Origin of the sequence: Vagococcus salmoninarum, assembly GCF_003987495.1 — a bacterium.
GTDB lineage: Bacteria > Bacillota > Bacilli > Lactobacillales > Vagococcaceae > Vagococcus_D > Vagococcus_D salmoninarum.
On the sequence record NZ_NGJU01000010.1, the window covers coordinates 61,090 to 86,088 of the forward strand.

A 24,999-nucleotide genomic window follows, 5' to 3' on the forward strand; every position below is an offset into this window, starting at 1 on the left:
TTGACAAAATCCAGACCTGTGCAATAATAAAGGTATGTAAAATGAATGTTACGGAAGTGCTTTTCCTTGTAACAGTGAAAGAGGTGATTAGATGATTTTTACGAAAAGACCAACAACCGCTAATGATTATTATGAGTTTAGTTTAGTTCCTTTAGTTGATCCAGTCACGATGAATGTCAGTCAACCTAAGCATGTCACTGTTTCTGAAGATGGAAGTGTCAAGTTAGTTTCTTTATCTAATCAAGTAATCTCATTTATTTATGAAATGCCCCGCTATTTTTCTTTGATGGTTAATGGTCGCTTTGTCTTTTTTTACGTGATTAACTACACCCAAGGTAGGGAAGACAGTTCTAAAACAATCTTTGTCAAAGGGATTAAAATCTCAAAGAAGCTCCAGAGTGAGACGTCATTAATTAGTAGTTACATTGAAGAAAGTCTCCTAACTTATTATGAAGACTATGTCATTGATGGGATTATGTTAGACGCCATTGATAAAATTACCTATTTTACCCGGATGAATGAAGGTAAATTATATTATGATTAAAAAAGAAGTAGACTGATTTTTTAGTCTCTTTTTTTGGTATGATAGAGAAGAGTCAGGGAAAGTAGGTTAATTATGCTAAGTAAAGATAAAAACGCATTAAAAGGTCAAGTTTATTTACTACAAATTTTTTATTGGATGTCTTTCTGCGCAATTTCTGGTTTTGCAACGGTCTTTTTATTATCAAAGAATGTCGCTAACAGCCAAATTGGTATTATCATTGCCACCGGAAGCTTGTTGTCAGTTTTTGCTCAGTTTATCACTGGTATTTTGATTGATAAATACCCAAGGTTTACGTTAAAAAAAACCATGATGTTATTTTTTGGTTTAGGAACGATTATCGCTATCGGGGTCTTGCTTTTAGCCAATTCAGCTTTTTGGATGGCCTTGCTATATTGTTTACTAATCGTCTTGTTGTTTAACGTTCAACCCTTAGTCACAGCTATTATTTATGATTATGCGAATCAAGGGGCCAATGTTTCTTTTTCTTTTTCCCGTGGCTTAGGGTCGATGATGTATGCGACTTTTTCTTTCTTTATGGGGATGTGGCTTGAGAAACATTCCACTATTTGGATTCCGATTTTATCCGCACTGTTAATGGCCATTTTGTTTTTAATTATGTTAACATTGCCAGAAATTCAAGAGGGGACAGATTCGGCAGCTATTTTAGATGAACCAGCTAGTCTAAAGACGTTACACCATAAGTACCCCTCATTTCTTTATTTCTTTATCGGTATCACTTTAATCTTTTCCTTTCATACAATTATAAATGTTTATTTACCTCAAATAGTTACTCATGTAGGTGGGGGGAATAAAGAAATCGGTTTTGCCATTGCCTTAGCGGCGTTTTGTGAAATACCAACAATGTTTGGCTTTAAAAAATTAGAAAGCAAGTTCAATGTTCTTGTTTTACTAAGAATTTCAGCCATCTTTTTCTTTGTTAAAGCTTTAATTTACTTAGTAGCACCAAGTTTCATCGTGATTCAAGGCGGACAGCTCTTACAAGCTGTTTCATTCGCTTTAATCACCCCAGCCTATGCTCATTACATAAATGAGTGGATGGCCCCTCAAGACCGGGTAAAAGGCCAAACTTTCATGATGGCGGGTATCACTTTAGGCAATGTTATTGGTAGTTTAGCTGGTGGTTGGTTCCTCGATCACGGCGGAGTTTCGCCTTTGTTGATTTTCGGCACAGGTTTAACTTTAATTGGCATGTTCATTCTATTAGGAAGTTTGAAAAATCAAGAAGAGGTTCTTTATCCGAGTTAGTATTTTTTATCAAAAGAGACATAAAAAATGATTTAAGACTGTTGACGAAATGTCCCAGTCTTTTTTTGTGAATGGTTGTACAGGAGATAAAAAAGGTTTAAAAAAAGAAAAGTGAGCTTCTAATTGAGAATCATTGCAAAAAAACTGAAGTTAATTTATAATTAGTTTAAACTGGCTAAGTATTTTACTGAGCTTAATGATAATGATTGTAAATGAGGGGTTATGTTATGAATACAGGTGCCATGTTAGGGAAAATTAGAAAACAGCTACATGAAGGTGGATTCAAACTGACACCGCAGCGTGAAGCGACTGTTTTAGTACTACTTGAGAATGATAAAGATCATTTATCAGCAGAAGAAATTTATATGTTAGTCAAGCAGAAAAGCCCTGAAATTGGATTGGCAACTGTTTATCGGACACTAGAGATGTTAACTGAATTAAAAATCATTGATAAAATTAGTTTTAATGATGGGGTCTCTCGTTACGACATGCGTAAAGAAGGCGCCAAACATTTTCATCATCATTTATTATGTTTGGAATGTGGTGGCATTGAAGAAGTTGAAGAAGATTTGCTTTTAGATGTTGAGAAAATCGTTGAGAATCGCTATCGCTTCTTAGTTAAAGATCACCGCTTAACGTTTCATGGTGTTTGTCATACATGTCAACTAACTAAAAAATAGTAAGATAACTAGGTTATACCCTTGATTAGAAAGAAATCAAGGGTATAACCGGTTTTTTATTATCAAGGTTTAAAAGGTGAAATGACTTAAATCGCAGTTATATCCTTGATTCTATTCTTAGCTATGCTATTATAAGAGTGAAGGAAGGTGAGTAATGTGTATATTGCTTTGATTGGAGATATCATCAAGTCGAAAAACTTAGAAAATAGAACAGACATTCAAAAACGATTAACTAAAACCTTAAAAGAGTTGAATGAAGAATATGCTGACGTATTCGCTTCGAATTTAACGGTTACCTTAGGAGACGAATTTCAAGGGGTATTTAAAAATGGCAAAGCGGTTTTAGAAATTGTCGATAAAATAAAATTCCTGATGAGTCCAGTGGAATTTCGTTTTGGCATTGGCATCGGCGAAATTATCACAGAAATGAAAAAGGAAATAAGTATCGGTGCAGATGGGCCCGCTTATTGGAATGCTCGCCAAGCAATTAAAGACATCCATTCAACAAATGATTATGAATTATCGAGAATATTAGTTAGTAATGGTTTGGAAGGTCAACCTTTAAAGATGATTAATGATAGTTTAGCCTTATGTGACTTTATTGAAAGTCGCTGGCGGGAAACCCAAAGAGATTTATTAACAAAAAGTATCGAAAATTATGGCCATAGTCAAAAAGTGCCACAAATTGAATTAGCCAAGTTACTAGGACTTTCCAGTCAAGCGACGAATCAGCGCATTCAAAGTTCGGGATATTACCAATATTTACGAATGAAAACGACCATTGCTCAGGAATTGGAAGTTTTAAGGGAGGGAATTAAATGACCTCTTTATCGTTAGTCTCTTTTTTTTGCGCCCATGTCTTAGGAGATTTTTATTTTCAAAGTGAAAAACTGGCGCAAAAAAAAGCGCAAAGTTTTAATTATACGATGTTACATATTGCCATTTATAGTGCAGTGATGATCGTTGTGGGCGTGGCTTTAATGATTTTAGGCTACCACTTGTCATGGCTTGTTTGGGTCTTGATTTTAGTCAGTCATGGTCTTATTGACAGTTTGAAATGGTTCCTGACTAATCGCCCTTACGTGAAACCTAAGTTTGATAAGTGGCTATATCTTGGGGATCAATTATTGCACCTCTTGTTGATTAGTATCGGTAATGCTTACGTCACCGGCAGCTTATCCTTAGACAAGGAGTTAGCTGTTGATGTTTTATTTTTAAGTAAGTGTTTACTATTAAGTCTCGTTATTTTTAAACCAGCCAATCTAACGTTTAAACTCGTTTTTGAAAAATACCAGTACGAAGTTAAAGAGCGCTCCTTAGAGACACAACCAGAAATTAAATTAGCCACGACAGTTGCCGGAGCCGGGGCAGCAATCGGCAATTTAGAGCGACTGATTATGGCGATATTCTTACTATTAAATCAATATGGCGCGATTGGCTTAATCTTAACGGCTAAATCAATTACCCGTTATAATAAAATCGCCACCAGTCCGGCTTTCTCCGAATATTATTTAATTGGAACACTTTATAGTTTGTTAGCAACGTTACTGCCTTATTTAGTCATTTTTCAACCAATTGTCACCAATGGTTAGAGGATTAAGTAAGGTTTGGATTTTTAGGAAGGAACATCATGAAAAATAATTTAAATGATTACATTCACTATTTACAAGTGGAACGGGGACTTTCTGATAATACAATTGTCAGTTACCGTCGGGATTTAGAGCAGTATTTAGATTTTCTGACTGAGAACCAAATAACGACTTGGGAAACGGTTGACCGTTTTTTTATCATGTCATTCTTAAAAAAATTAACAGTTGAGAAGAAATCATCAGCAACTATTACGAGAATGGTTTCAAGCTTACGGAAGTTTCATCAGTTTTTACGTCAAGAACGTTATACTGACAATGACCCTATGCAACATATTGAAACCCCTAAAAAAGCGCAAAAACTACCGAAGACTTTGTCAATTCCCGAAATTGAACGTTTAATCGAAGCCCCAAATACGTCAAATAAATATGGGATTCGCGATCGGGCCATTTTAGAAGTGATGTATGCGACTGGTTTACGGGTAACAGAACTCATTTCCTTAAAATTAGATGATCTTCATCTTTCTTTAGGTTTGATTCAAACCATTGGTAAAGGGGATAAGGAGCGGATTATTCCCCTTGGTGATTTAGCGATTAAGTGGATTCAAATTTACTTAGATGACAGTCGCCCAAAATTGGCACGGAAAGGCCAAGATGTAACAGCCTTATTTCTGAATCATCACGGTCGTGGCTTTAGCCGTCAAGGAATCTGGAAAAATTTAAAAGCTTACGTAGTAGATGCGAAAATTGAAAAAGAAGTCACTCCTCATACTTTACGCCACAGTTTCGCCACGCATTTGCTAGAAAATGGGGCAGATTTACGGATTGTCCAAGAACTCTTAGGCCATGCGGATATTTCAACAACCCAAATCTACACCCATATTACGAAACAACGGATGGCAGATGTCTATAAAGATTATTTCCCACGAGCCTAATAGTTGGCTTCAACAGATATAAAAGTCCTTAACTATCAGCAGAAATATGTGTTATAATATGCTTTCGAATAAATGCAATTAGCTTGACCGGAGTTAATGGAAATGAGGGGAAAGGTTCATGGATAATTTAAGTGTCAAATTAGATGTATTTGAAGGCCCCTTAGATTTGTTATTACATTTAATTAAAACGTTGGAAATCGACATTTACGATATTCCGATTGCTGATGTGACTTATCAATATATGAACTACATCAAAACAATGCAAACCTTACAGCTTGATGTGGCTGGTGACTACATCGTCATGGCTGCGACCTTAATGTCAATTAAAAGTAAATTACTATTACCGAAAGAAGAGTTAACTTTAGAAGACGAGGAAGGCGAAGGGGAAGGTGCCGATCCTCGGGCGGCTTTAGTTGCCCAATTATTGGAGTACCGGAAATTTAAGTATGCTGCTACCGTCTTAAAAGAAAAAGAAGAAGACCGCGGCAATTACTTTACGAAAGAACCATCTAACTTAGATGAGTTTAAAGAAGACATTCCTTTATTAGAGCCAAATGAAGTTAATACGTTCGATCTGTTTTTAGCGTTTCATGACATTTTAGAACGACGTAAAAAATCCGGACCGAAAGAAACAACGATACGGACCGATCACAATTCTGTTGAAGATAAAATTGCCTTTATCGGCAGTTTAATGAAAAACTTACCTTTAACTCAAGGCGTTCCTTTCGCTTCTTTATTTGTGACTTTTTCCCGGAGTGAGATTGTGACGACTTTTATGGCATTATTAGAACTAATTAAATCACGAAAAATCATCGCGATTCAAGAAGAAAATTACCAACCGATTTTTTTGTATAATCAAATTCTTGAAGCAGAGCTAGAGTAGGAGTTATTATGGAAATTACAGGACAAATTGAAGCGTTACTCTTTGTCGCAGGAGATGAAGGCATCTCTTTAGACGAGTTAGCGTATATCGTTGAAGAACCGACGGCGGATATTTTTGAAGGCATTGAAAAACTAAAAGGTCGTTACATCGACGACAAGTCATCAGCGATTCATATTTTAGAAGTTGGCAATCATTTTATTTTAACGACGAAAAAAGAGTACGCCAGCTTAGTTAAAAATTACGCTCAATCCCCTTTGTCGAATACGTTGTCTCAAGCGGCCTTAGAGACATTGTCGATTATCGCTTATAAACAACCGATTACCCGCATGGAAGTTGATGAGATTCGCGGTGTCCAATCAGCCGGTTCTGTCCAAAAATTAGCAGCTCGGCAGTTGATTGCCGAAAAATCCCGAGTAGATGGCCCAGGACGGGCGATTTTATATGGCACAACGGATTATTTTATGAACTATTTCGGCTTAGAAACCCTTCATGATCTGCCTTCAATCGAAGAGATGGAAGCAGAAATTGATCAAGAGATTCCTAGCGATTTATTTTTCGCTAACTTTAAAGAAGATTTAGACGGTTTAGAAAAGAAGCAAATAAGCAGTGAACCAACAGAGGAGAATGTATAATGGAAAGACTACAAAAAGTCTTAGCACAAAGTGGCGTGGCATCAAGAAGAAAATCAGAAGAATTGATTCGTGATGGTCATGTGAAAGTGAATGGTAAAAAAGTAACAGAAATGGGTATTAAAGTAGATTCAACTGATAAAATTGAAGTTCAAGGTGTACCAATTACTCAAGAAGATTATGTTTATTACCTTTTTTACAAACCACGGGGAGTCATCTCAGCCGTTGCTGACGATAAAGGCCGTCAAGTGGTGACTGATTTCTTAGTAAGTGTTAGAGAACGGATTTACCCAGTTGGTCGTTTAGATTATGATACGTCTGGTTTATTATTACTAACTAATAATGGTGACTTTGCTAATAAGTTAACTCACCCTCGTCATGAAGTTGACAAAACTTATGTAGCTAAAGTCATGGGCGTGCCATTTCCGAAAGATTTACAACCTTTAGCTAAAGGGATTAAAATTGACGGTCGCACTACGGCACCGGCTAAATTCAAAATTTTGTCGACAGACAATATTAAACAAACTGCCATCGTGGAATTAACGATTCACGAAGGTCGTAACCACCAAGTTAAGAAAATGCTTGAAGCTGTGGGTTACCCAGTCACAAAACTAAAACGTGAACTGTATGGTAATTTAACTTTGGCTGGTTTAAAACCAGGTCAATACCGTTCTTTAAGTAAACGTGAAGTTAATGCCTTATTAGAATTAGCTAAATAAAAATAAGCGAAGGGCGGGGCTGAAATGGAGCTAACACTAAGTATTTTAGTCGTTGATCGTGATCAGCGAACCCGAACTTTATTAAAAGAAACCCTAGAAGCACACCAATTAACCGTCTTCGAAGCAAGTAGCTTCGAGGAGGGTTTATTACTCTTTAAAAAAGAACCTCTCGAGCTAGTCGTGACAGAAGCTGTCATCAATCAAGAAGCCCCATTGGCATTTTTAAGGGAGTTACGTTCTATAAGTAATTTGCCAGTAGTGATTGTAGCTGAAGATCAAGGGGAATCCCAAAGGTTGAAAAGTTTTGAGTTAGGGGCAGATGATTTTGTTCAAAAGCCTTTTAGTCCAGAAGAAGTCTATCTGCGAATTAAACGCTTGTTAAGGTATTACTACCAAGGGTCGCCATTTATGGTCAGTGGTCAGCATTACGTCTTTCCAGATATGACAATTGATTTAGGGCGAAAAAAGGTAACGGTGGCTGGCAAACATGCTAACTTAACAGCCATCGAATTTAACTTACTTAGCTATTTTGTTAACCATTCTGACCAAGTCTTGAGCCGCCGGCAACTATTAGAGGATGTTTGGGGGTATCAGATCCTAGGAGAAGAGCGGACTGTTGATGTTCATATTCGCCGTTTACGGCAAAAGCTAGGGGCTTATTCAGAAGCTACAGCTAGTCGAATTGTCACTGTCTATCAACGAGGCTACCGCTTTCAAAGCAATCTGGCTAAAGTCATTAAGTAAGCTTAAAGAGTTGCTATATTCCGGAAGTTTGCTATAATAATAATGTATTAAAAAATTAAATTAAGGTTCGTCTTCAGGGCAGGGTGTGATTCCCGACCGGTGGTTATAGTCCACGACCTGTTTCTTAGTAATAAGGAATGGCTGAATTGGTGAAAATCCAATACCGACAGTATAGTCTGGATAAGAGAAGATAGAGCTTATTTGACTCAACTTCAAATAAGACTATTTGCTATTTTCTGCCCTTATGTAGAAAATAGTTTTTTTGTTAGTTGAAATTGATGGTTAAGTCGTGAGCTTGCCTGAGATGGGTCCTTTTAGGAGGATTTCTGATGAGAAGAAGTAAGACACAAAAAATGGTGGGAATTGCCATGTTGGCAGCCATTGGGTATATTTTAATGTACCTTGCATTCCCAGTTATACCTGGTTTTCAATTTATGAAAGTCGATTTAAGTGAGATTCCAATTTTGATCGCAACGTATTTATTTGGACCAGTTGCCGGAATTACCACAGCTTTCATTCGGTCCCTATTGTATTTTTTAACTAGAGGCGGCGGCTTAGAGTCCTTAATTGGTAATCTAAGTAGTTTTGTTGCGGCAATTACCTTTGTCTTACCGGCCTATTTCTTAACGAAAAGCCATCGTTCAAAACATAGTTTGTATTTTGGCTTAGGGGTCGGAACGCTAGTAATGACAATCGGGATGTCTTTAATGAACTATTATTTCGCCTTACCTTTGTATTTTAAAGTCCTTAACTTTGATGTGGGCTTGCCATTTATACAATACGTCTTAGTGGCAGTCATTCCTTTTAACTTAATTAAAGGGGTTATCGTCAGTGGTGTTTTTGTCTTAGTTCACGGCAAATTGTTGCCTTGGTTAATTAAAAAACAAGGACTTCCTCAAACAAATCAATTAAAATCAACTAAATAAAAATAAAACTTCTTATCATAAGGGATAAGAAGTTTTTTTGTGGAATAGGTGTTAAACTAGTCCTAAGAGTTATTTAACAATTTCAATTGCCCGAGTCGGACATTGTTTATAAGCAGCCATTCCTTCGGCAGCTAAATCATCAGTCAAAAACTGCTCTCGTAACGTTGGTGCATCTTTAAAAATCACAAGGCCGTCATCAGTGTAATCAAAAACTTGCGGGGCAAGCACTTGACAAAGACCGCAGGCAATGCATTTTTCAGGTACAATTTTATAAAGCATTCAATCACTCCTAAAAGAGGTATTATATTATGGAAAAACAAGACATCTTTATTCTATCCCTATTTCAACATGGAAACAAGGTTCGAGGGACAACTTTAAGTCATTTGTTACGTGGTAAGCGGACAACTTCGATTTTAATTTACGGGTACTTTAATCAATTGCTCCCTTATTTTGGGTTATTTCCCCAGCTTGTTGAGTCAGAAGTCCAAAAAACAATTAATAAATTAAGACAGCAAGGTTTTTTAAATCAAAACCCTAGTGGTGACTTACTGTGGTTATCAGAAAAAGGCCAGAGTCAATTAACAGTATCGCCTGCCTTAAAATTGCCAGACTTACAAGGCGTTACTTATTCTAACACGGATGATGAGTACGTTGAAGGCTTATTGTTTGCTAGCCAAATCATTTCTGAGTATGTCCATGGAAATAACAAGTACGTGCCAATCGAATCCAATCCGGCTAAGCAACTAATTCTCAAGCGGTGGTTTCAAACTTTAGCAAAAGAGCCAGCTTTGTTAGGTCAGCAAATCTATCATGAATGGCATAGGTTGATTCTAGCATTTCCAGAAAGGCTCCAAAGTAGCTTAGTAAACTTATTATCCGGTCACACTCAAATTGGACAAACGGCTAGTCAATTAATTGATGACTATCACTTATCAGCCTTTGAAGGTTATTTATTAAGGAAAAACTACAGTCATCGTTTAATAAGGCTGATTAGTGAACAACCAACAGACTATCCTTTGTTAAGTAGTGTTTATCCCTTTTATTCTCGGAGTTTTATTAATGACAGTGCCGCTAAGAGTTATCAATTACTGAAAGCTGGTCGTTCACTTCAAGAAATTTGTCGCCTAAGAAAATTAAAAGAAAGTACTGTTGTGGATCATTTAATCGAAGCTGCGATTCTCAATGAAGACTTCGACTTTACCTTAGTGCTAGATGAAGCCACTTGCAGTGCTTTAAAAAGTTATGAAAAAATCGTTAATGACCTACGTCAGTGGCACTACCGAGAAGTGTTAGCTGATCAGCCAACAGTTGATTTCTTAAAGCTACGCTGTTATCAAATTATGCGCATCAGGGAGGGAAGCTAAGTGAACTTAAAAGCGAGTTTAAAAGAAATCTTTAATTACGACGACTTTCGGGAAGGCCAAGCCGAAACGATTGAAAGTATTTTGACTAACAAGGAAACGTTATCGATCTTGCCCACAGGGACTGGGAAGAGCTTATGTTATCAATTACCAAGCTATTTACTCCCGGGAACAACGGTGATTGTGTCACCTTTGATTTCCTTAATGGATGATCAAGTCCAACAGCTAAAGCTACTAGGCGAAAAAAAAGCAATTGCTATTAATAGTCAACTTGATTTCGTAACTAAAAAAACTGTTTTAGCGCAACTAGCCCAGTACAAGTTTGTCTTCGTTAGTCCTGAAACGTTAATGCAACCAGCTGTTCAGCAAGCCTTACAAAGCGTTAATTTAAACTTGTTTGTTGTCGATGAGGCCCACTGTATTTCTCAATGGGGAATTGATTTTCGCCCGGAATACGAACAACTTGGGAGAATTATTGAACTATTAAAAGTACCGAAAGTTGTCGCCTTAACAGCCACGGCCACAGATAAGGTGATCAAAGACATTAAAAATCAATTGTTTACTCGTTCACCTAAGATTGTTCGCCATTCTGTGAACCGTCCAAATATCGCATATGAAGTAGTTGAAACCCTTGATAAAACAGCTTTTTTATTAGAATTTTTAAATGAACAAAAAGGCCCTGGTATTATTTACTTTTCAAGTAAACGTCAAGCTGAAGAGACTAGTCGTTTATTAAATCAAGCTGCTGTCGGCAAATCAGCTTTTTATCACGGAGATTTAACGAATCAAGAACGAACAATCATTCAGCAACAATTTTTAAGTGATCAGCTAACGATTTTATGTGCAACTAGCGCCTTTGGCATGGGGATTAACAAAGGCAATATTCGCTTTATTATTCATTACCATTTGCCGAATAGCATCGAAAGTTTTTTACAAGAGAGTGGCCGCAGTGGCCGTGATGGTCAGCAGTCCTTATCAGTCGTGCTGTATACCCCAGGGGATGAAAATCTCCATTACTTTTTGCAAGGCGAGCTAGCCGCTGAAATTCAACAGTTCGCTACTTTGAAAGATCAGACTTTCTCAGAGTTAAAGGCTGTTCAAGAACAACTAAGTGAGTTACAACAAAAGTGGTTGTGGGAAATTACTAGTGAACAGAGGAGTTTTGCTAACTTGTTAGAGCTGTTAGAAGAGCGAAGTCAAGAAAAGCAACGACAATTGTCAGCTGTTCGTGACTATTTGAAGGTGGACACTTGCCGCCGGAATTTTTTACTTGCTTATTTTAAAGAACCAACCGCTTCAGCAGAGCCGCCTTGTTGTGATAACTGTGGTAATTATGGTAAACTACTCTTAAATTATGAAAAAATACTTTCAGATAAATTAAGATTCTCTAAAAATTGGCAAGAACAACTTGAAAAAATGTTCGTAAAATGAGATTCTACAAGCATTATTACTTAAAAAGAGCGATAATGTCACAACTTTTACTGATATATGGTAAAATGAAATGAAGAAGAACTAATAGGAGGATTTTCTGTGAGCAAAGATAACGAACGTAAAGAACCCTGGGAACAACCCATCTATGATACTGAATATGAAAGTGCCTCTTCTAGAAGCCAAAGTCGGACAAAAAAGAAAGGTAACTCAGCCTTTATTACAATCTTAGTGATTTTACTACTGTTGATTACGTTAATTTTAGTGTATTTATTCAGTTTGTCATCTAAAAAGTCATTACAACCTAAAGAAGATGCCATTGAGATTCAAAAAGATTCTTCTGGTGCTAAACAGCCAGCTAGTTCAGCCGAAGCGTCAACTGAACCAAGTCGTACGGTAGCAAGCTCTAAGGAAGAAGAACCAGAACCGACAAAACAACCTGAAGCACCAACTCAACCGACAACTGAGCCAACTCAAGCGCCAGTTGAACAGGTGGAGCCGACCCAACCAACTCAAGAACCCCAACAGCCTCAACAACCCGTTGGTGGATCTAGTCATGTTGTTCAAGCAGGGGATACTGTTTATAATTTAAGTAATAGATACGGTATTAGTCAAGAACAGCTTAGGGAATGGAATGGACTAAGTGGCGACGATATTGGCTTAGGTCAAACTTTAATAGTAGGTCAATAAAGCTGTCTAACAGACAGCTTTTTATTATGAAATAATAACTAAAAATGGATAGTGACTAAAAGGAGTACGAGATGAATAAAGAAATAAGTATTGCAATTGACGGCCCAGCTTCAGCTGGTAAAAGCACAGTAGCTAAAATTTTGGCTAGTGAATTAAACTATATTTATGTTGACACTGGTGCGATGTATCGGTGTTTAACTTTAGCAGTTATCAAGGAGCAAGCCGATCCTGCTAAGGAAGAAGAATTAGTTGCTTTGTTAGAGACAACGAGAATTAGTTTTGAACAAAGGAGTGCTGGCCAGTTAGTCTTTTTAAATGATCTTGATGTGACTGAAACCATTCGTCAACCAGATGTCACAAACTTAGTGTCACAAGTGTCTGCCCATAAAGAAGTTCGTGCCGAGTTAGTTCGTCGCCAACAAGCTTTAGGTCACCAAGGTGGTGTTGTGATGGACGGACGAGACATTGGTACAGCTGTTTTACCAGATGCCGAAGTGAAAGTCTTTTTAATCGCTAGTGTTGAGGAACGGGCAGAGCGACGTTATAAAGAAAACGTAAGTAAAGGCATCGAAACGGATTTCGAAACTTTGAAAAAAGAAATCGAAGAACGTGATTACAAAGATTCTACTCGCAAAAATTCCCCGCTAGTTCAAGCAGATGATGCAGTAAAACTAGATACAACTGGTTTAAATATCGAAGCAGTTGTTACAGAGATCAAGAAAATTATTCAAAATAAAACGACCAAATAAAAAAAAACTTAATTACCCTAGAAATCCCACCTTATATAAGATACAATAGGGTTATGATAACTTTTTTTGTTGGTGAGGAGGCCATTAGTCATGACAGATATGGAAAAAAATCAAATGGAAAATGACACTGCAACAATGATGGATGCTTTAGATAGCGTTCAAGAGGTCAAAGTCGGCGATATCGTTCAAGGTGAAGTCTTAGTTTTAGAGGCAACACAAGCAATGGTAAGTATTCTTGGTACAGGAGTTGAAGGCGTTGTTCCCCTTAAGGAATTATCAACTTTCCCAGTAGAAGATATTTCAGAAGTAGTAACGGTTGGGGAAGTCCTTGACTTAGTTGTGATTACTTCAATTGGTAAAGACAAAGAAAACGGCAGTTACTTATTATCAAAACGACGTTTAGATGCGAAAAAAGTTTGGCAAGAAATTGAAGCTGACTTTGAAGCTGGCAATATTATCGAAGCTTTAATTACAGATGTAGTTAAAGGTGGTTTAGTAGCGGACGTAGGTGTTAGAGGCTTTGTCCCTGCTTCAATGGTTGAAGATCATTTTGTTTCAGATTTTGCTAGTTATAAAGGGGAAACAATGACCTTTAAAATTATTGAAATTGAGCCATCAGAAAATCGTTTAATTCTATCTCATAAAGCTGTTGTTGAAGCTGAAAAAGCAAAAGTCAAAGATCAAGTCTTAGCTAACTTAGGCGAAGGCGCTGAAGTGACTGGTAAAATTGCTCGTTTAACTGATTTTGGAGCCTTTGTTGATTTAGGTGGCGTTGACGGTTTAGTTCACGTTTCAGAAATCTCTCATAGCCATGTCGCTAAACCTTCTGATGTTTTAGAAGTTGGCCAAGAAGTAACAGTTAAAATTCTGTCAATTAATGCTGAAAAAGAACGTGTCTCACTATCTATTAAAGACACATTGCCTGGACCGTGGTCAGACATCGAAGAAAAAGCCCAAGTTGGGACAGTTTTAACTGGTGCAGTTAAACGTCTAACAAGTTTTGGTGCTTTTGTGGAAGTTTTCCCAGGGGTCGAAGGTCTTGTCCATATTTCGCAAATTTCACATAAACACATTGCCACACCTCACGAAGTTTTAGAGGAAGGCCAAGAAGTTCAAGTGAAAGTATTAGAAGTTCTACCGATTGACCACCGCATCGCTTTAAGTATCAAAGCGCTAGAAGAAAAAGCTGAAGAAGAGGTTGAGCCAGCTGAAGATACTTATGAAATGCCGGAAGAAAGTACAGGCTTCACTTTAGGTGATATTCTAGGTGAAAGTTTGAATGCTTCGGAAGTTTCTGAAGAAGAATAATAAAGATTAATTAACAACTAGAAAACATTTTTCTGTTTTCTAGTTGTTTTTATGTGGAATAATACTTGTGTCAGGGCTTTTGATAGGTTAAACTACTAAAGAGCTTAGGAATTAAGAAAGTGATTCTTGTTTCTGTGATAGTATCTTGTTACTTAGAGGACAAGTTAATCGGACTTAAATATTTGAAGGAGGGATTATGTCACATGGCAAATCCAACAATAGCGATTGTCGGCCGCCCGAACGTCGGGAAGTCAACAATCTTTAATAGAATCGCTGGGGAACGTATTTCGATTGTCGAAGATACCCCAGGAGTTACAAGAGACCGAATTTACGCAACTGGCGAATGGTTAGGTCGCGAATTTAGTATTATTGATACTGGTGGGATTGATTTAGGGGAAGAACCTTTTATGGATCAGATTAAGTATCAAGCTGAAATCGCCATCGCTGAAGCTGATGTTATTATTTTATTAGGAAGTGGCCGCGAAGGCGTCACTGATGCTGATGAATTAGTTGCTAGAATGCTTTACGCTTCAGGTAAACCAGTTATTTTAGCCGTTAATAAAATTGATAACCCAGAAATGCGTGCCGATATCTTTGAGTTTTACTCATTAGGTTTAGGCGATCCATACCCGGTTTCAGGTAGTCACGGTATTGGTTTAGGAGATGTTTTAGACGAATGTGTTAAACATTTCTCAACGGAACTTGAAGAAGAAGAAGAAGGCATCATTAAATTTAGTTTAATTGGCCGACCAAACGTTGGTAAATCTTCAATTATTAATGCCATGCTTGGTGAAAACCGTGTCATCGTTTCTGACATTGCCGGCACAACTCGTGACGCCATTGATACTGAGTTTATTTCTGAAAGTGGTCAACCATTCGTAATGATTGATACTGCGGGAATGCGTAAACGTGGGAAAGTTTATGAAACGACGGAGAAATACAGTGTGATGCGGGCAATGCGTGCCATTGATCGTTCAGACGTTGTCTTAATGGTCATCAATGCCGAAGAAGGTATTCGTGAATACGATAAACGAATTGCTGGTTTTGCTCATGAAGCAGGTCGTGGAATCGTCATCGTTGTCAATAAATGGGATACTATTGAAAAAGAAACAAACACGATGAAAGAATTTGAAGATGAGATTCGCAAAGAGTTTAAATACTTAGACTACGCCCCAATCATTTTTGTTTCAGCTGAAACGAAGCAACGTTTAAACAAGTTGCCAGATATGATTGAAATGGTTAGTATGAATCAAAACTTACGAATTCCATCATCATTATTAAATGATGTCATTATGGATGCCGTTGCAATTAACCCAACACCAACAGATAAAGGGCGTCGTTTGAAGATTTTCTATGCGACCCAAGTTGCGGTTAAACCACCAACTTTTGTCGTTTTTGTCAATGAAGAAGAGCTAATGCATTTCTCTTATGCGCGCTTTATTGAAAATCAAATTCGCAAAGCATTTACTTTCGAAGGAACCCCAATTCATATTATTGCACGTCGCCGTAAATAGTCTGAAAAAAGGCATTTTAACACACTTGACTTTTTTCTGCAATTTTTATTGTGTTTTAAATCTTTTTTACTAAAAATGATTAAAAATATCGCAAATCCCTTGATATATCGGCGTTCCTATGATATCTTTGATAATGAAATGTTGAGTAAGTCAATCTTTCAAACTGTCATTTTTGGACCACTCAAGAATGATTAATAAGATGTCCAATATAACATCTAATCTCTTATCAGGAGGTGAAAAACAACATGGCAAACAAAGCAGAATTAATCGAAAAAGTTGCAGAAAAAACAGGCTTGACTAAAAAAGACGCAACTGCATCAGTAGACGCAGTTTTCTCTACAATTCAAGACTTCCTTTCAGAAGGTGAAAAAGTTCAATTAATCGGTTTTGGTAACTTCGAAGTTCGCGATCGCGCAGCTCGTAAAGGACGTAACCCACAAACTGGTAAAGAAATTGATATCCCTGCAAGCAAAGTACCTGCATTCAAACCAGGTAAAGCACTTAAAGACGCTGTTAAGTAATTAGCAGACCTTTTAAAACCCGTATCTCTTGTTAATTCAAGGGTTACGGGTTTTTTGTGTAATAAAGGTCTTGACACTCTTGAAAAGGGCTCATTCTTAAAAAAGTCCCTGGTTTAGTTGCGTAAGCGTCGATTTGTGGTACTAGCCGTTGAAAATGCTCAGAGTTCACATGTTGGTCTAAAGCAGCTTCATCAGGCCATTCTTCAATAAAAATAAAATGACCAGGAACTTTTTGGTCAACAAACAAGTCACAGGCTAGACAGAGGGGTTCTCCTTTAGTTTTTGCGACTAGTTCTTGATAAAGGGGCATTACAGTAGGGACTTTATCAGGGTGAATAAAATCTTCAGCAATTAATTTTAACATTCAAGCTCACATCCTTTTAAAAATAGCTTACCATACTTAGCTAGTCTGCTAGAGGAAAAGGCTTCAAAGTCGGGGAAGTCAGAAAAATCGTCAAGCCTAGTCCTTTTTAATGCTAAAAGCTGGTAAATACGTTATAATCAAGTGATAGTACGAGTTAAAAGATGATTAGTTCCTAATGTTCACAAGCTAGTTTTGTGACAATCATGGCAATTAACTTAGAGGAGAATAAAACAATGAATTCATATAGTCAAAAAATGTTAGATGCAATTAAAGAAAATGATTTAGTCGAGGCTCAATTAGCCTTTGAAAATGCCTTACGCGAAGATCAGCCAGAGTTTTTAGTGGAACTAGGGGAACAGCTTTTTGCCCTTGGTTTCTTAGAAGAAGCCCAAGAAGTCTTTGAGCAACTGGTGACACTCTTTCCAGAGGAAGCAAGCTTGTTGATTACTTTAGCGGAAATCGCGATTGAAAATGACGAATTAGAGACAGCCTTTAATTACTTAGAAAAAATCGCGAAAGATGACCCAAGTTATGTGGAAAGTCTATTAGTCACCGCTGACATTTATCAAATCATGGGTGTTCCTGAAGTCAGTGAAAAGAAAATTAAAGAAGCTCAAAAGTTGATGCCTGGTGAACCAGTCTTAGACTTAGCCTTAGCGGAGCTGTTATTTGTCAATGACAAGTTCCTAGAAGCGATTCGCCTTTACGAGCAGTTACTTAACCAAGACTTAGAACAAATGGCTCATATCGACTTATATGACCGTTTAGGAACCTCTTTAAGTATGATTGGCGAATTTGAAGAAGCGATTCCTTATTTAGAGAAATCCCTAGAAGAAGAACAAACCGATCATGTGCTCTTTCGTTTAGGGGTGACTTACATTCAATTAGGTGAGCGGGAAAAGGCGATTACTTACTTAGAGCAATTACGTCTCTTAAACCCCACATATGAAACACTATACTTACCGCTAGCTAGTGCCTTATTAGACGAAAATCAACATCTTGAAGCTGAAAAAGTCATGGCAGAAGGGTTAGCCCAAAATCCTTACTCAGTTGACTTGTATCACTTAGCGTCGGATAATGCTTTCCGTTTAGGCAAACAAGCCGATGCTGAAGAATACATGCGAAAAGCGATTAGTTTAGAAGAAGATAAAGAATTTTCAATGATTAAATTAGCTAATTTGTTATTAGTCGAAGAACGTTTTGAAGAAGTCGTTGACACTTTATCAGAGTTCGCTAGTCAAGACCAACCCCAAGCTCACTGGAGTTTAGCTAAAGCCTATAATGGCTTAGAAGACTTTAAGCAAGCTGGTTTGCATTATGAAAAAGCTTTTGAAGGCTTAAAAGAAGAACCTGAATTCTTAAAAGACTACGGCATCTACTTACGTGAAGAAGGTCAAAATGACCAAGCCCAATTAGTTTTAGAAGCTTACTTATTACATGTCCCAGGCGACACAGAAGTCTATGACTTACTAGAAAGATAAAAGGAGGTCATTGGATGTTAGTTAATGTTGAAAAGAAAAAAGCCTTTGTTGAATGGTTAAACGAAAATGTTACTTATAACCGTCGGGAAGTTTACTGGATTTTAAATTATTTAATGACTCATCCGGCGATTTTGAATAAAGTTGTTTTTGTTGAACACGCTCCAAAAACTCCCCGAGGACTAAGAATTTCCCAAGGGACAAACAAACAAGAACCTTTAGAATTGTTTATCGAGCAACGCCGTTTTACTGATCCAGAGCAAGTCTTTCATGAATTGCGGATGAATTGGAAAAAAGAGCTTTACGTTGAAATTGTCTTAGGGGAAACTTGGGATAATGAGTTTTACTTAGCAGTTCTCGAAGATAATCCTTACTACTCTTGGAATGAAAAGTTGGACAAGGAGTTAATTCGTCAGCTAGATGTGGCTTTAGCAGCGGAAGAGTTAAGTTACAAACAAACAGCGTTAAACCAGTTGATTGATGAAGCCATTGAAAATGGCGATAAAGAGCAATTCCAGCAATTAACGAATCAATTAAACTTAATGACAAACACTTGAGTCTGACTCAAGTGTTTTTTGTTAGCTATAATAAGCTAACCTTTATCTATCTGTGATTTTTTGGTAAGATAGATAAGAAAGTCAGTCGAAAATTAGTCTAGGCTTTAAGATCAAGGATGTCTAGAAAGAGGGAGTTATTGATGATTAAAATAGTTGTTGCAGGTTTTAAAGGCAAGATGGGCGCAACTGCCACGAAAATGGTTTTGAACCAGCCTAAGATGACCTTAGTCGGGGTTTTAGACCCTCACGCTCAAGAAAAAAATATCAACGAATTAGCTGAATATAGTCAAAATAGTGTACCGGTTTTTAATACTAAAGAAGGCTTAGTCAAAGAAGTCCAACCAGATGTCTGGATTGATTTCACAATCCCAGCAGTGGCCTTTGAAAATACGCATTTTGCCTTAAGCCAAGGAATTTCCCCAGTGGTGGGAACAACGGGTTTCAGTGATGAAGAATTAGTAACGTTACAAACTTTAGCGAAAGCTCAACAAACAGGGGGCTTAATTGCTCCTAACTTTGCTGTTGGCGCTGTCTTAATGATGGAATTTGCCCAAAAAGCGGCGAAGTACTTTCCCGATGCTGAAATTATCGAATTACACCATGACAATAAGTTAGACGCTCCTAGTGGCACAGCCTTAAAAACGGCTGAGATGATGAGCCTTAACCGTCAAAAAAAAGTTCAAGGCCATCCTGAAGAAAAAGAATTGCTAAAAGGGGCTAGAGGAGCAGACTACGAAGGCATGAAAATTCATAGTGTCCGTTTACCAGGCTTAATTGCCCATCAAGAAGTTTTATTCGGCAATGTTGGCGAAGGTTTAACGATTCGTCACGACTCTTATGACCGGGAGTCCTTTATGACTGGGGTCAAATTAAGTTGTGAAGCAGTGGTTCATAGCCAAGAATTAATTTATGGATTGGAAAATATTTTATGATAAAAAAAGACTTACCATTGGAATTTATGAAAGCTCAACCAGTCATTGATGCCCTAGAACAAGGAGGTTTTGAAGCTTACTTTGTCGGTGGCAGTGTTCGGGACATCTTATTAAACCAAGTCATTCATGACGTGGACATCGCAACAAGTGCCTATCCTGAAGAAGTTAAAGGGCTTTTTCAGCGGACGATTGATGTCGGCATTGATCACGGCACAGTCTTAGTTTTGTATGAAGAGGATCAGTACGAAATCACTACCTTCCGAACAGAATCGACCTATCAAGATTACCGTCGTCCAGACAGTGTGACCTTTGTTCGCAGTTTAGCCGAAGATTTAAAACGCCGGGACTTTACGATTAACGCTTTAGCGATGAATCAACAAGGGGAAGTTATTGATTTGTTTGACGGGATGACAGACTTGGCTAACCGTTTGATTCGGGCCGTGGGCTTAGCTGACGAACGCTTTAACGAAGATGCCTTACGAATGATGCGAGGCTTACGCTTTGCTAGTCAGTTAGATTTCGAGATTGAAAAAAGTACCTTAGCTGCGATTACTAAACATCATGCCTTACTAGGGAAAATTTCCGTTGAGCGGATCCAAGTGGAATTTGTAAAAATGATGTTAGGCAAAAAACGTAACCGGGGCTTACAAGCCTTTATCGACACTCAGTGTTTCCGTTACTGTCCAGAGTTACAAGATAAACAAGAAGGTCTGGCAAAATTAGTCGCTTTACCAGCAGAACAACTAAGTGAAGAAGTCTTAGTTTGGCTATTAACCGTTCATTGTTTAGAGCTACAACAGCAGGAGATTAAACCCTTTTTAACTAGTTGGAAAAACTCCAATCACATGATCAAACAAGTCAGCTTACTCCACAGCGGATTAGCTTTTCGTTTAACCCAAGATTGGTCGAATCAGTGGCTTTATGATTTAGGGGCAGAAAATATTCAGTTACTTGAAACAGCTTTGCCGTATTTCAATAAAAAATCCAAGCTGGCTGAGGCTTTAAATCGTTACGAAAAGTTACCGATTCATAAAATTCAAGACATCCAACTGACAGGGAAAGATTTACTGGCCTTAATCGGTCAACGACCAGGACCTTGGGTTGGTCAAGTCTTAGCAGTCATTCAACAACAACTATTAGCTGGGGAAGTCAGTAACCAACCAGAAGAATTAAGTCAATTAGCCTTAAAAGTTTATCAGAAATTAAAGGCTTAAGAAGGGAGTCGTTAACAATCGAAACAAGTCGGGAATTTATCATCGAAGCTGAGCATACGGCTCAAGCAATTGGTTCAGGTGATTTAGCTGTTTTAGGAACTCCAGCCTTACTAGGCTTTGTTGAAACAACGTGTAACGAAATGACAAGACCTTTCATCGCAGCAGGGGAAACCACTGTTGGCATTAGTGTCCAGCTTGATCATCAACAAGCCTCAAAAGTTGGTGGCAACGTAGTCGTTCATGTTAGTTTACTAGAAAGAGTCAAACAAATAGTGACTTACGACTTTACAGTGTGCCAAGGCGAGAAGCAAATCGCCCGAGGTAGCCATCAGCGAGCAGTCGTTGACACTGGGCGCTTTTTAAGTAAATTAGAGGATAAGTGAAAATTTGTGAAATAGTTTCAAAAAAAGATGCACATTTCTAAAGTTTGTGATATAATGAACTTACGAACAAATAACAAACCAAAAGGAGAATGTATGATGACTAAACAAATGACAGGTTTTAGATTTTATTTTAGAAACAATGAAACATGGACAATCCAACGGGAAAATATTGGCGATCTTTGGATCAAACAAATCACAACAAGCTTTGGTAGAATCCACGGTGGCGATTTCCAAAAAATTAATCCATGTGAAGGCTTTAAAATTGAAATCTTTGAAGAAGCTGACCATGTTAAGACAGATGACATTAACCTTGGTGGTTTAGAACTAGGCATGTTTGAAAGAGCCTTAAAATATCAAGACATTGAAAAAATGGTAATTATTTTCGACGATGGTAAAGAAGATTTAATCTACTTCCCTTACGAAGATAAAGGAACACCAGGTCAAGAAGGTCTTGACAATAAATTCCAAACAACGAAAGTTTCAGCAGCTAAAAAATTATATATTGTCATTGACCCAGTCAATACAGTGGATGATATTTATGCTGAACAACTAGTTTAATCTAATAATTATTCAAAGTAAGAGACGAGTTTGTCTCTTACTTTTTTTGTTTTTCAAAAAAATGGCAAAAGTGAACTTAAATGATTTCTTGTAAGGCAAATTGTTATCTGTTAAAATAGACAAGATAATGAAAAGGATAGGTGCTGGAAAATGAAAGAATTACGTGTCGATCACATAAAGAAAACTTATGGTGACAAAACACTGTTTGATGACATCTCTTTTTTAATTCATACAAAAGACAAGGTCGGTTTAATCGGTGTCAATGGAACTGGTAAAACAAGCCTCCTAAATATACTAGCCGGGAAAGACAACGGCGATAGCGGAGAAATGAAAACACCGCAAGACTATCACATTAGCTATTTATCCCAAGATAGCACGTTACCGGAAGAACTCACTGTGGCAGAAGCGGTTTTCCAAGGGGACTCACCAATTTTACAAGCTGTTCGTGAGTACGAAGAAGCCTTAGTTAATTTAGCCAGTGATGGTAGCAATCAGCAGTATCAACATGCTTATACTAAAGCAGAAGAGAAGATGAATAAAGAAGACGCTTGGTTAGCAGATACGAATGCTAAAACAGTCTTACATCAACTAGGAATCAGTGATATTAGTCGTCAGATTAAAGAATTATCTGGTGGGCAAAAGAAACGGGTTGGCTTAGCCCAAGTCTTAATTCAAGAACCGGATTTACTATTGCTAGACGAGCCAACTAACCACCTTGATTATCAAGCCATCGAGTGGCTTGAATCATATTTATCACAATACACTGGGGCTTTAGTAATGGTCACCCATGACCGTTACTTCTTAGACAAAGTCACCAATCGTATTTTTGAATTAGCTTTTGGCAAGCTCCACGAGTATAAAGGCAATTATCAAACATATTTATTAGCCAAAGCCGAACGGGAAGAGACTGAGAAAGCCCAAGAACATAAGCGTAAGCAATTATACAAACAAGAACTAGCTTGGATGCGAGCGGGGGTTAAAGCCCGGGGCACGAAGCAACAAGCCCGTATCAATCGCTTTAATGACTTACAAGGGGATTTAAACCAAATTGGTGAAAACGACGACATCGATATTACGATTGGCAGTCAACGTCTAGGGAAAAAAGTCATGACTGTTGAACATGGCAACTTTGAAATTGAAAGTAAGACAATTTTAAAAGATTTTAATTTATTAGTCCAAGGTCGGGATCGGATTGGCATTACTGGTGAAAATGGTGCTGGTAAATCAACCTTATTAAACATCTTAGCAGGTCGCTTACAATTAGCCTCAGGTCTTTATGAGATTGGCGAAACAGTCAAATTAGCTTATTATACGCAAGAAAACGAAGACATGGACCCAAACATGCGGATGATTCAATACTTACAAGAAGCGGCAGAGTTAGTCAAGCAAGCCGACGGTTCGACAATCAGCATTGCTGAGATGTTAGAACGCTTCTTATTTCCACGATCCAGCCACGGAACGATCATCGGTAAGTTATCTGGTGGCGAGAAACGCCGATTGTTCTTATTGAAATTATTAATTGCTCAACCTAATGTCTTATTACTAGATGAACCAACGAATGATTTAGACATCGACACATTAACTGTCCTTGAAGATTACTTAGAACATTTTAACGGTGCCGTTATTTCTGTCAGTCATGACCGTTATTTCTTAGATAAAACAGTTGAAAAGTTGTTTGTTTTCCAAGGGAATGGTAAAATCATTGAGTATTTTGGAACGATGTCAGACTATTTAGCTGACAGTAAAGCAGAAGAGAAAAAGCAAATCACGGCGACTAAAAGTGCCGTTAAAAAGTCAGAACCTAAAATTGAAAAAGCTAAGCAAAAATTGACCTATGCGGAAAAGCAAGAATGGGATAAAATTGAAAGCGAGATTGAAGGGTTAGAAACTAAAATAACAACCTTGACAGAAGAAATGAATCATCAAGGAAGTGATTTCACAAAGTTGCAAGATTTACAAAAAGCCATTAGTGAAAGTGAAGCCCAGTTAGAATATAAGATGGAACGTTGGGAGTATTTAAGCGAATTTATCTAATCAGAATAGAATGAAAGTATTTGGAGGGAGATTACGATGGAGCAAGCGTATTTAGATCTTGGTCAAAAGATTCTCAATGAGGGAAATGAAAAATCAGATCGGACAGGCACAGGCACTAAAAGTCTTTTTGGTCACCAAATGCGTTTTGATTTGAGTCAAGGCTTTCCGTTATTAACTACGAAAAGAGTCCCTTTTGGTTTAATCAAAAGTGAATTGTTGTGGTTTTTAAAAGGAGATACGAATATTCGTTACTTATTACAGCACAACAATCATATTTGGGACGAATGGGCCTTTGAGCGTTACATTAAAAGCGCTGATTATCACGGACCTGACATGACCGACTTTGGTCGCCGTTCAGTAGTAGATGAAGACTTTAATCAGCTCTATCAAGTGGAATTAACGACGTTTTGTCAACGGATTTTAGAAGATGAAGAGTTTGCTGCTACATATGGCGAGTTAGGCAATATTTATGGGTCTCAGTGGCGTCATTGGCAAACGAAATCAGGAGAAACGATTGACCAAATGAAAGATGTCATCGAAATGATCAAAACCACTCCTGATTCCAGACGCTTAATTGTTTCAGCTTGGAATCCAGAAGACGTGCCAGGGATGGCTTTGCCCCCTTGTCACACGATGTTCCAGTTTTACGTGTCAGATGGTAAGTTAAGTTGTCAATTGTACCAACGAAGCGCAGATGTCTTTTTAGGAGTACCCTTTAATATTGCTAGTTATGCGTTATTGACTCACTTAATCGCCCATGAAACTGGGCTAAAAGTCGGGGAGTTTGTCCATACATTAGGGGATGCCCACTTGTATAGTAACCATTATGAGCAAATGAAAACACAACTTAGTCGGGAAATTGGGGAATTTCCGACCTTAGTTCTAAATCAAGAAATTAAGTCAGTTTTTGAATTTGAAGTCGACGATATTAAGGTGGAAGGTTACCAACCTCAGCCATCAATAAAAGCACCAATTGCCGTATAGTTGGGGATACTT

At 37.7% G+C, this 24,999-nt stretch carries 28 protein-coding genes and 1 riboswitch; of the genes, 26 read left to right on the top strand and 2 right to left on the bottom strand.

Going from position 1 to position 24,999, the window contains the following annotated elements; all coding sequences use genetic code 11:
- Positions 1 to 91: 91 nt before the first annotated feature.
- From CBF35_RS07790 to CBF35_RS07840, 11 genes are all read left to right on the top strand, one after another.
- Complete coding sequence (locus CBF35_RS07790) at positions 92 to 544, top strand: hypothetical protein (protein ID WP_126779808.1); 453 nt, start codon at positions 92 to 94, stop codon at positions 542 to 544.
- Positions 545 to 616: 72 nt separating this feature from the next.
- Positions 617 to 1,810 (top strand): MFS transporter, encoded by a 1,194-nt coding sequence (locus CBF35_RS07795; protein ID WP_126779810.1) that lies wholly within the window; start codon positions 617 to 619, stop codon positions 1,808 to 1,810.
- Between the two features lie 227 nt (positions 1,811 to 2,037).
- Positions 2,038 to 2,490 carry a ferric iron uptake transcriptional regulator gene (gene fur / locus CBF35_RS07800; protein WP_126779812.1) on the top strand — a complete coding sequence of 151 codons (453 nt, stop codon included), beginning with the start codon at positions 2,038 to 2,040 and terminating at the stop codon, positions 2,488 to 2,490.
- A gap of 147 nt (positions 2,491 to 2,637) precedes the next feature.
- A complete protein-coding gene (locus tag CBF35_RS07805) occupies positions 2,638 to 3,312 on the top strand; it encodes a SatD family protein (protein ID WP_126779814.1) in 675 nt (224 codons plus the stop codon).
- The gene (locus CBF35_RS07810; protein WP_126779816.1) at positions 3,309 to 4,082 is read left to right on the top strand and encodes a DUF3307 domain-containing protein; all 774 of its coding nucleotides are present in this window, start codon (positions 3,309 to 3,311) and stop codon (positions 4,080 to 4,082) included. Before CBF35_RS07805 ends, CBF35_RS07810 begins: the two co-directional genes overlap by 4 nt.
- A 38-nt stretch (positions 4,083 to 4,120) precedes the next feature.
- Entirely contained in the window at positions 4,121 to 5,011 is an 891-nt protein-coding gene (gene xerD, locus CBF35_RS07815) for a site-specific tyrosine recombinase XerD (protein WP_126779818.1), read from the top strand.
- Positions 5,012 to 5,129: 118 nt separating this feature from the next.
- Entirely contained in the window at positions 5,130 to 5,894 is a 765-nt protein-coding gene (locus CBF35_RS07820; RefSeq protein WP_126779820.1) for a segregation/condensation protein A, read from the top strand.
- 8 nt (positions 5,895 to 5,902) lie between these two features.
- On the top strand, positions 5,903 to 6,526 hold the full coding sequence (scpB, locus tag CBF35_RS07825; protein WP_126779822.1) for an SMC-Scp complex subunit ScpB: 624 nt from the start codon (positions 5,903 to 5,905) through the stop codon (positions 6,524 to 6,526).
- A complete protein-coding gene (locus CBF35_RS07830) occupies positions 6,526 to 7,242 on the top strand; it encodes a pseudouridine synthase (protein WP_126779824.1) in 717 nt (238 codons plus the stop codon). Before scpB ends, CBF35_RS07830 begins: the two co-directional genes overlap by 1 nt.
- Positions 7,243 to 7,266: 24 nt before the next feature.
- Positions 7,267 to 7,986 (top strand): response regulator transcription factor, encoded by a 720-nt coding sequence (locus CBF35_RS07835; RefSeq protein ID WP_126779827.1) that lies wholly within the window; start codon positions 7,267 to 7,269, stop codon positions 7,984 to 7,986.
- A 65-nt stretch (positions 7,987 to 8,051) separates the two neighbouring features.
- Positions 8,052 to 8,182, top strand: a riboswitch (FMN riboswitch).
- Positions 8,183 to 8,315: 133 nt separating this feature from the next.
- On the top strand, positions 8,316 to 8,912 hold the full coding sequence (locus tag CBF35_RS07840) for an ECF transporter S component (RefSeq protein ID WP_126779829.1): 597 nt from the start codon (positions 8,316 to 8,318) through the stop codon (positions 8,910 to 8,912).
- A gap of 69 nt (positions 8,913 to 8,981) precedes the next feature.
- On the opposite strand, the gene CBF35_RS07845 is transcribed toward CBF35_RS07840, so the two are convergent.
- Positions 8,982 to 9,191 carry a ferredoxin gene (locus CBF35_RS07845; RefSeq protein ID WP_126779831.1) on the bottom strand — a complete coding sequence of 70 codons (210 nt, stop codon included), beginning with the start codon at positions 9,189 to 9,191 and terminating at the stop codon, positions 8,982 to 8,984.
- Between the two features lie 29 nt (positions 9,192 to 9,220).
- Between CBF35_RS07845 and CBF35_RS07850 the strand changes: the two genes are divergently transcribed.
- From CBF35_RS07850 to CBF35_RS07880, 7 genes are all read left to right on the top strand, one after another.
- Positions 9,221 to 10,276, top strand: a complete 1,056-nt coding sequence (locus CBF35_RS07850) for a YpbB family protein (RefSeq protein ID WP_126779833.1) — start codon at positions 9,221 to 9,223, stop codon at positions 10,274 to 10,276.
- Positions 10,277 to 11,704, top strand: coding sequence for a RecQ family ATP-dependent DNA helicase (locus tag CBF35_RS07855; RefSeq protein WP_126779835.1), 1,428 nt, complete (start codon positions 10,277 to 10,279; stop codon positions 11,702 to 11,704).
- Between the two features lie 99 nt (positions 11,705 to 11,803).
- The gene (locus CBF35_RS07860) at positions 11,804 to 12,391 is read left to right on the top strand and encodes an SAG1386/EF1546 family surface-associated protein (RefSeq protein WP_170174745.1); all 588 of its coding nucleotides are present in this window, start codon (positions 11,804 to 11,806) and stop codon (positions 12,389 to 12,391) included.
- A gap of 71 nt (positions 12,392 to 12,462) precedes the next feature.
- A complete protein-coding gene (cmk, locus tag CBF35_RS07865; RefSeq protein WP_126779839.1) occupies positions 12,463 to 13,140 on the top strand; it encodes a (d)CMP kinase in 678 nt (225 codons plus the stop codon).
- A 90-nt stretch (positions 13,141 to 13,230) separates the two neighbouring features.
- Complete coding sequence (gene rpsA / locus CBF35_RS07870; protein ID WP_126779841.1) at positions 13,231 to 14,448, top strand: 30S ribosomal protein S1; 1,218 nt, start codon at positions 13,231 to 13,233, stop codon at positions 14,446 to 14,448.
- Positions 14,449 to 14,651: 203 nt separating this feature from the next.
- Positions 14,652 to 15,962, top strand: a complete 1,311-nt coding sequence (gene der / locus CBF35_RS07875; protein WP_126779843.1) for a ribosome biogenesis GTPase Der — start codon at positions 14,652 to 14,654, stop codon at positions 15,960 to 15,962.
- A gap of 245 nt (positions 15,963 to 16,207) precedes the next feature.
- Positions 16,208 to 16,483 (top strand): HU family DNA-binding protein, encoded by a 276-nt coding sequence (locus tag CBF35_RS07880; RefSeq protein ID WP_126779845.1) that lies wholly within the window; start codon positions 16,208 to 16,210, stop codon positions 16,481 to 16,483.
- Positions 16,484 to 16,526: 43 nt separating this feature from the next.
- Here the strand turns inward: CBF35_RS07880 and CBF35_RS07885 are convergent, their stop codons facing one another.
- Entirely contained in the window at positions 16,527 to 16,847 is a 321-nt protein-coding gene (locus CBF35_RS07885; RefSeq protein ID WP_126779847.1) for a putative quinol monooxygenase, read from the bottom strand.
- Positions 16,848 to 17,050: 203 nt separating this feature from the next.
- Here CBF35_RS07885 and CBF35_RS07890 point away from each other — a divergent pair, with 203 nt between their 5' ends.
- The 8 genes from CBF35_RS07890 to CBF35_RS07925 all read left to right on the top strand — a co-directional run bounded on the left by CBF35_RS07890 (position 17,051) and on the right by CBF35_RS07925 (position 24,987).
- The gene (locus CBF35_RS07890; RefSeq protein WP_457414024.1) at positions 17,051 to 18,328 is read left to right on the top strand and encodes a tetratricopeptide repeat protein; all 1,278 of its coding nucleotides are present in this window, start codon (positions 17,051 to 17,053) and stop codon (positions 18,326 to 18,328) included.
- Between the two features lie 14 nt (positions 18,329 to 18,342).
- Positions 18,343 to 18,882, top strand: coding sequence for a YpiB family protein (locus tag CBF35_RS07895; protein ID WP_126779851.1), 540 nt, complete (start codon positions 18,343 to 18,345; stop codon positions 18,880 to 18,882).
- Positions 18,883 to 19,022: 140 nt separating this feature from the next.
- Entirely contained in the window at positions 19,023 to 19,814 is a 792-nt protein-coding gene (dapB, locus tag CBF35_RS07900) for a 4-hydroxy-tetrahydrodipicolinate reductase (RefSeq protein WP_126779853.1), read from the top strand.
- The gene (locus CBF35_RS07905) at positions 19,811 to 21,028 is read left to right on the top strand and encodes a CCA tRNA nucleotidyltransferase (RefSeq protein WP_126779855.1); all 1,218 of its coding nucleotides are present in this window, start codon (positions 19,811 to 19,813) and stop codon (positions 21,026 to 21,028) included. Before dapB ends, CBF35_RS07905 begins: the two co-directional genes overlap by 4 nt.
- Positions 21,029 to 21,069: 41 nt before the next feature.
- Positions 21,070 to 21,411, top strand: a complete 342-nt coding sequence (locus CBF35_RS07910; RefSeq protein WP_425330184.1) for a thioesterase family protein — start codon at positions 21,070 to 21,072, stop codon at positions 21,409 to 21,411.
- A 96-nt stretch (positions 21,412 to 21,507) separates the two neighbouring features.
- Positions 21,508 to 21,969 carry a hypothetical protein gene (locus CBF35_RS07915; protein WP_126779859.1) on the top strand — a complete coding sequence of 154 codons (462 nt, stop codon included), beginning with the start codon at positions 21,508 to 21,510 and terminating at the stop codon, positions 21,967 to 21,969.
- Positions 21,970 to 22,119: 150 nt separating this feature from the next.
- The gene (locus CBF35_RS07920; protein ID WP_126779861.1) at positions 22,120 to 24,003 is read left to right on the top strand and encodes an ABC-F family ATP-binding cassette domain-containing protein; all 1,884 of its coding nucleotides are present in this window, start codon (positions 22,120 to 22,122) and stop codon (positions 24,001 to 24,003) included.
- Positions 24,004 to 24,039: 36 nt separating this feature from the next.
- The gene (locus CBF35_RS07925; RefSeq protein WP_126779864.1) at positions 24,040 to 24,987 is read left to right on the top strand and encodes a thymidylate synthase; all 948 of its coding nucleotides are present in this window, start codon (positions 24,040 to 24,042) and stop codon (positions 24,985 to 24,987) included.
- Positions 24,988 to 24,999: the final 12 nt, after the last annotated feature.

Bases quoted from the DNA above. Each gene is read 5' to 3' on its own strand.
- CBF35_RS07895 (WP_126779851.1), top strand. From the start codon at position 18,343: ATGTTAGTTAATGTTGAAAAGAAAAAAGCCTTTGTTGAATGGTTAAAC.
- der (WP_126779843.1), top strand. From the start codon at position 14,652: ATGGCAAATCCAACAATAGCGATTGTCGGCCGCCCGAACGTCGGGAAG.
- CBF35_RS07845 (WP_126779831.1), bottom strand. From the start codon at position 9,191: ATGCTTTATAAAATTGTACCTGAAAAATGCATTGCCTGCGGTCTTTGT.
- xerD (WP_126779818.1), top strand. From the start codon at position 4,121: ATGAAAAATAATTTAAATGATTACATTCACTATTTACAAGTGGAACGG.
- scpB (WP_126779822.1), top strand. From the start codon at position 5,903: ATGGAAATTACAGGACAAATTGAAGCGTTACTCTTTGTCGCAGGAGAT.
- CBF35_RS07885 (WP_126779847.1), bottom strand. From the start codon at position 16,847: ATGTTAAAATTAATTGCTGAAGATTTTATTCACCCTGATAAAGTCCCT.
- dapB (WP_126779853.1), top strand. From the start codon at position 19,023: ATGATTAAAATAGTTGTTGCAGGTTTTAAAGGCAAGATGGGCGCAACT.
- rpsA (WP_126779841.1), top strand. From the start codon at position 13,231: ATGACAGATATGGAAAAAAATCAAATGGAAAATGACACTGCAACAATG.
- cmk (WP_126779839.1), top strand. From the start codon at position 12,463: ATGAATAAAGAAATAAGTATTGCAATTGACGGCCCAGCTTCAGCTGGT.
- CBF35_RS07905 (WP_126779855.1), top strand. From the start codon at position 19,811: ATGATAAAAAAAGACTTACCATTGGAATTTATGAAAGCTCAACCAGTC.
- CBF35_RS07925 (WP_126779864.1), top strand. From the start codon at position 24,040: ATGGAGCAAGCGTATTTAGATCTTGGTCAAAAGATTCTCAATGAGGGA.
- CBF35_RS07835 (WP_126779827.1), top strand. From the start codon at position 7,267: ATGGAGCTAACACTAAGTATTTTAGTCGTTGATCGTGATCAGCGAACC.
- CBF35_RS07840 (WP_126779829.1), top strand. From the start codon at position 8,316: ATGAGAAGAAGTAAGACACAAAAAATGGTGGGAATTGCCATGTTGGCA.
- CBF35_RS07880 (WP_126779845.1), top strand. From the start codon at position 16,208: ATGGCAAACAAAGCAGAATTAATCGAAAAAGTTGCAGAAAAAACAGGC.
- CBF35_RS07915 (WP_126779859.1), top strand. From the start codon at position 21,508: ATGACTAAACAAATGACAGGTTTTAGATTTTATTTTAGAAACAATGAA.
- CBF35_RS07830 (WP_126779824.1), top strand. From the start codon at position 6,526: ATGGAAAGACTACAAAAAGTCTTAGCACAAAGTGGCGTGGCATCAAGA.
- CBF35_RS07810 (WP_126779816.1), top strand. From the start codon at position 3,309: ATGACCTCTTTATCGTTAGTCTCTTTTTTTTGCGCCCATGTCTTAGGA.
- CBF35_RS07890 (WP_457414024.1), top strand. From the start codon at position 17,051: ATGGCAATTAACTTAGAGGAGAATAAAACAATGAATTCATATAGTCAA.
- CBF35_RS07850 (WP_126779833.1), top strand. From the start codon at position 9,221: ATGGAAAAACAAGACATCTTTATTCTATCCCTATTTCAACATGGAAAC.
- CBF35_RS07920 (WP_126779861.1), top strand. From the start codon at position 22,120: ATGAAAGAATTACGTGTCGATCACATAAAGAAAACTTATGGTGACAAA.
- CBF35_RS07790 (WP_126779808.1), top strand. From the start codon at position 92: ATGATTTTTACGAAAAGACCAACAACCGCTAATGATTATTATGAGTTT.
- CBF35_RS07820 (WP_126779820.1), top strand. From the start codon at position 5,130: ATGGATAATTTAAGTGTCAAATTAGATGTATTTGAAGGCCCCTTAGAT.
- fur (WP_126779812.1), top strand. From the start codon at position 2,038: ATGAATACAGGTGCCATGTTAGGGAAAATTAGAAAACAGCTACATGAA.
- CBF35_RS07795 (WP_126779810.1), top strand. From the start codon at position 617: ATGCTAAGTAAAGATAAAAACGCATTAAAAGGTCAAGTTTATTTACTA.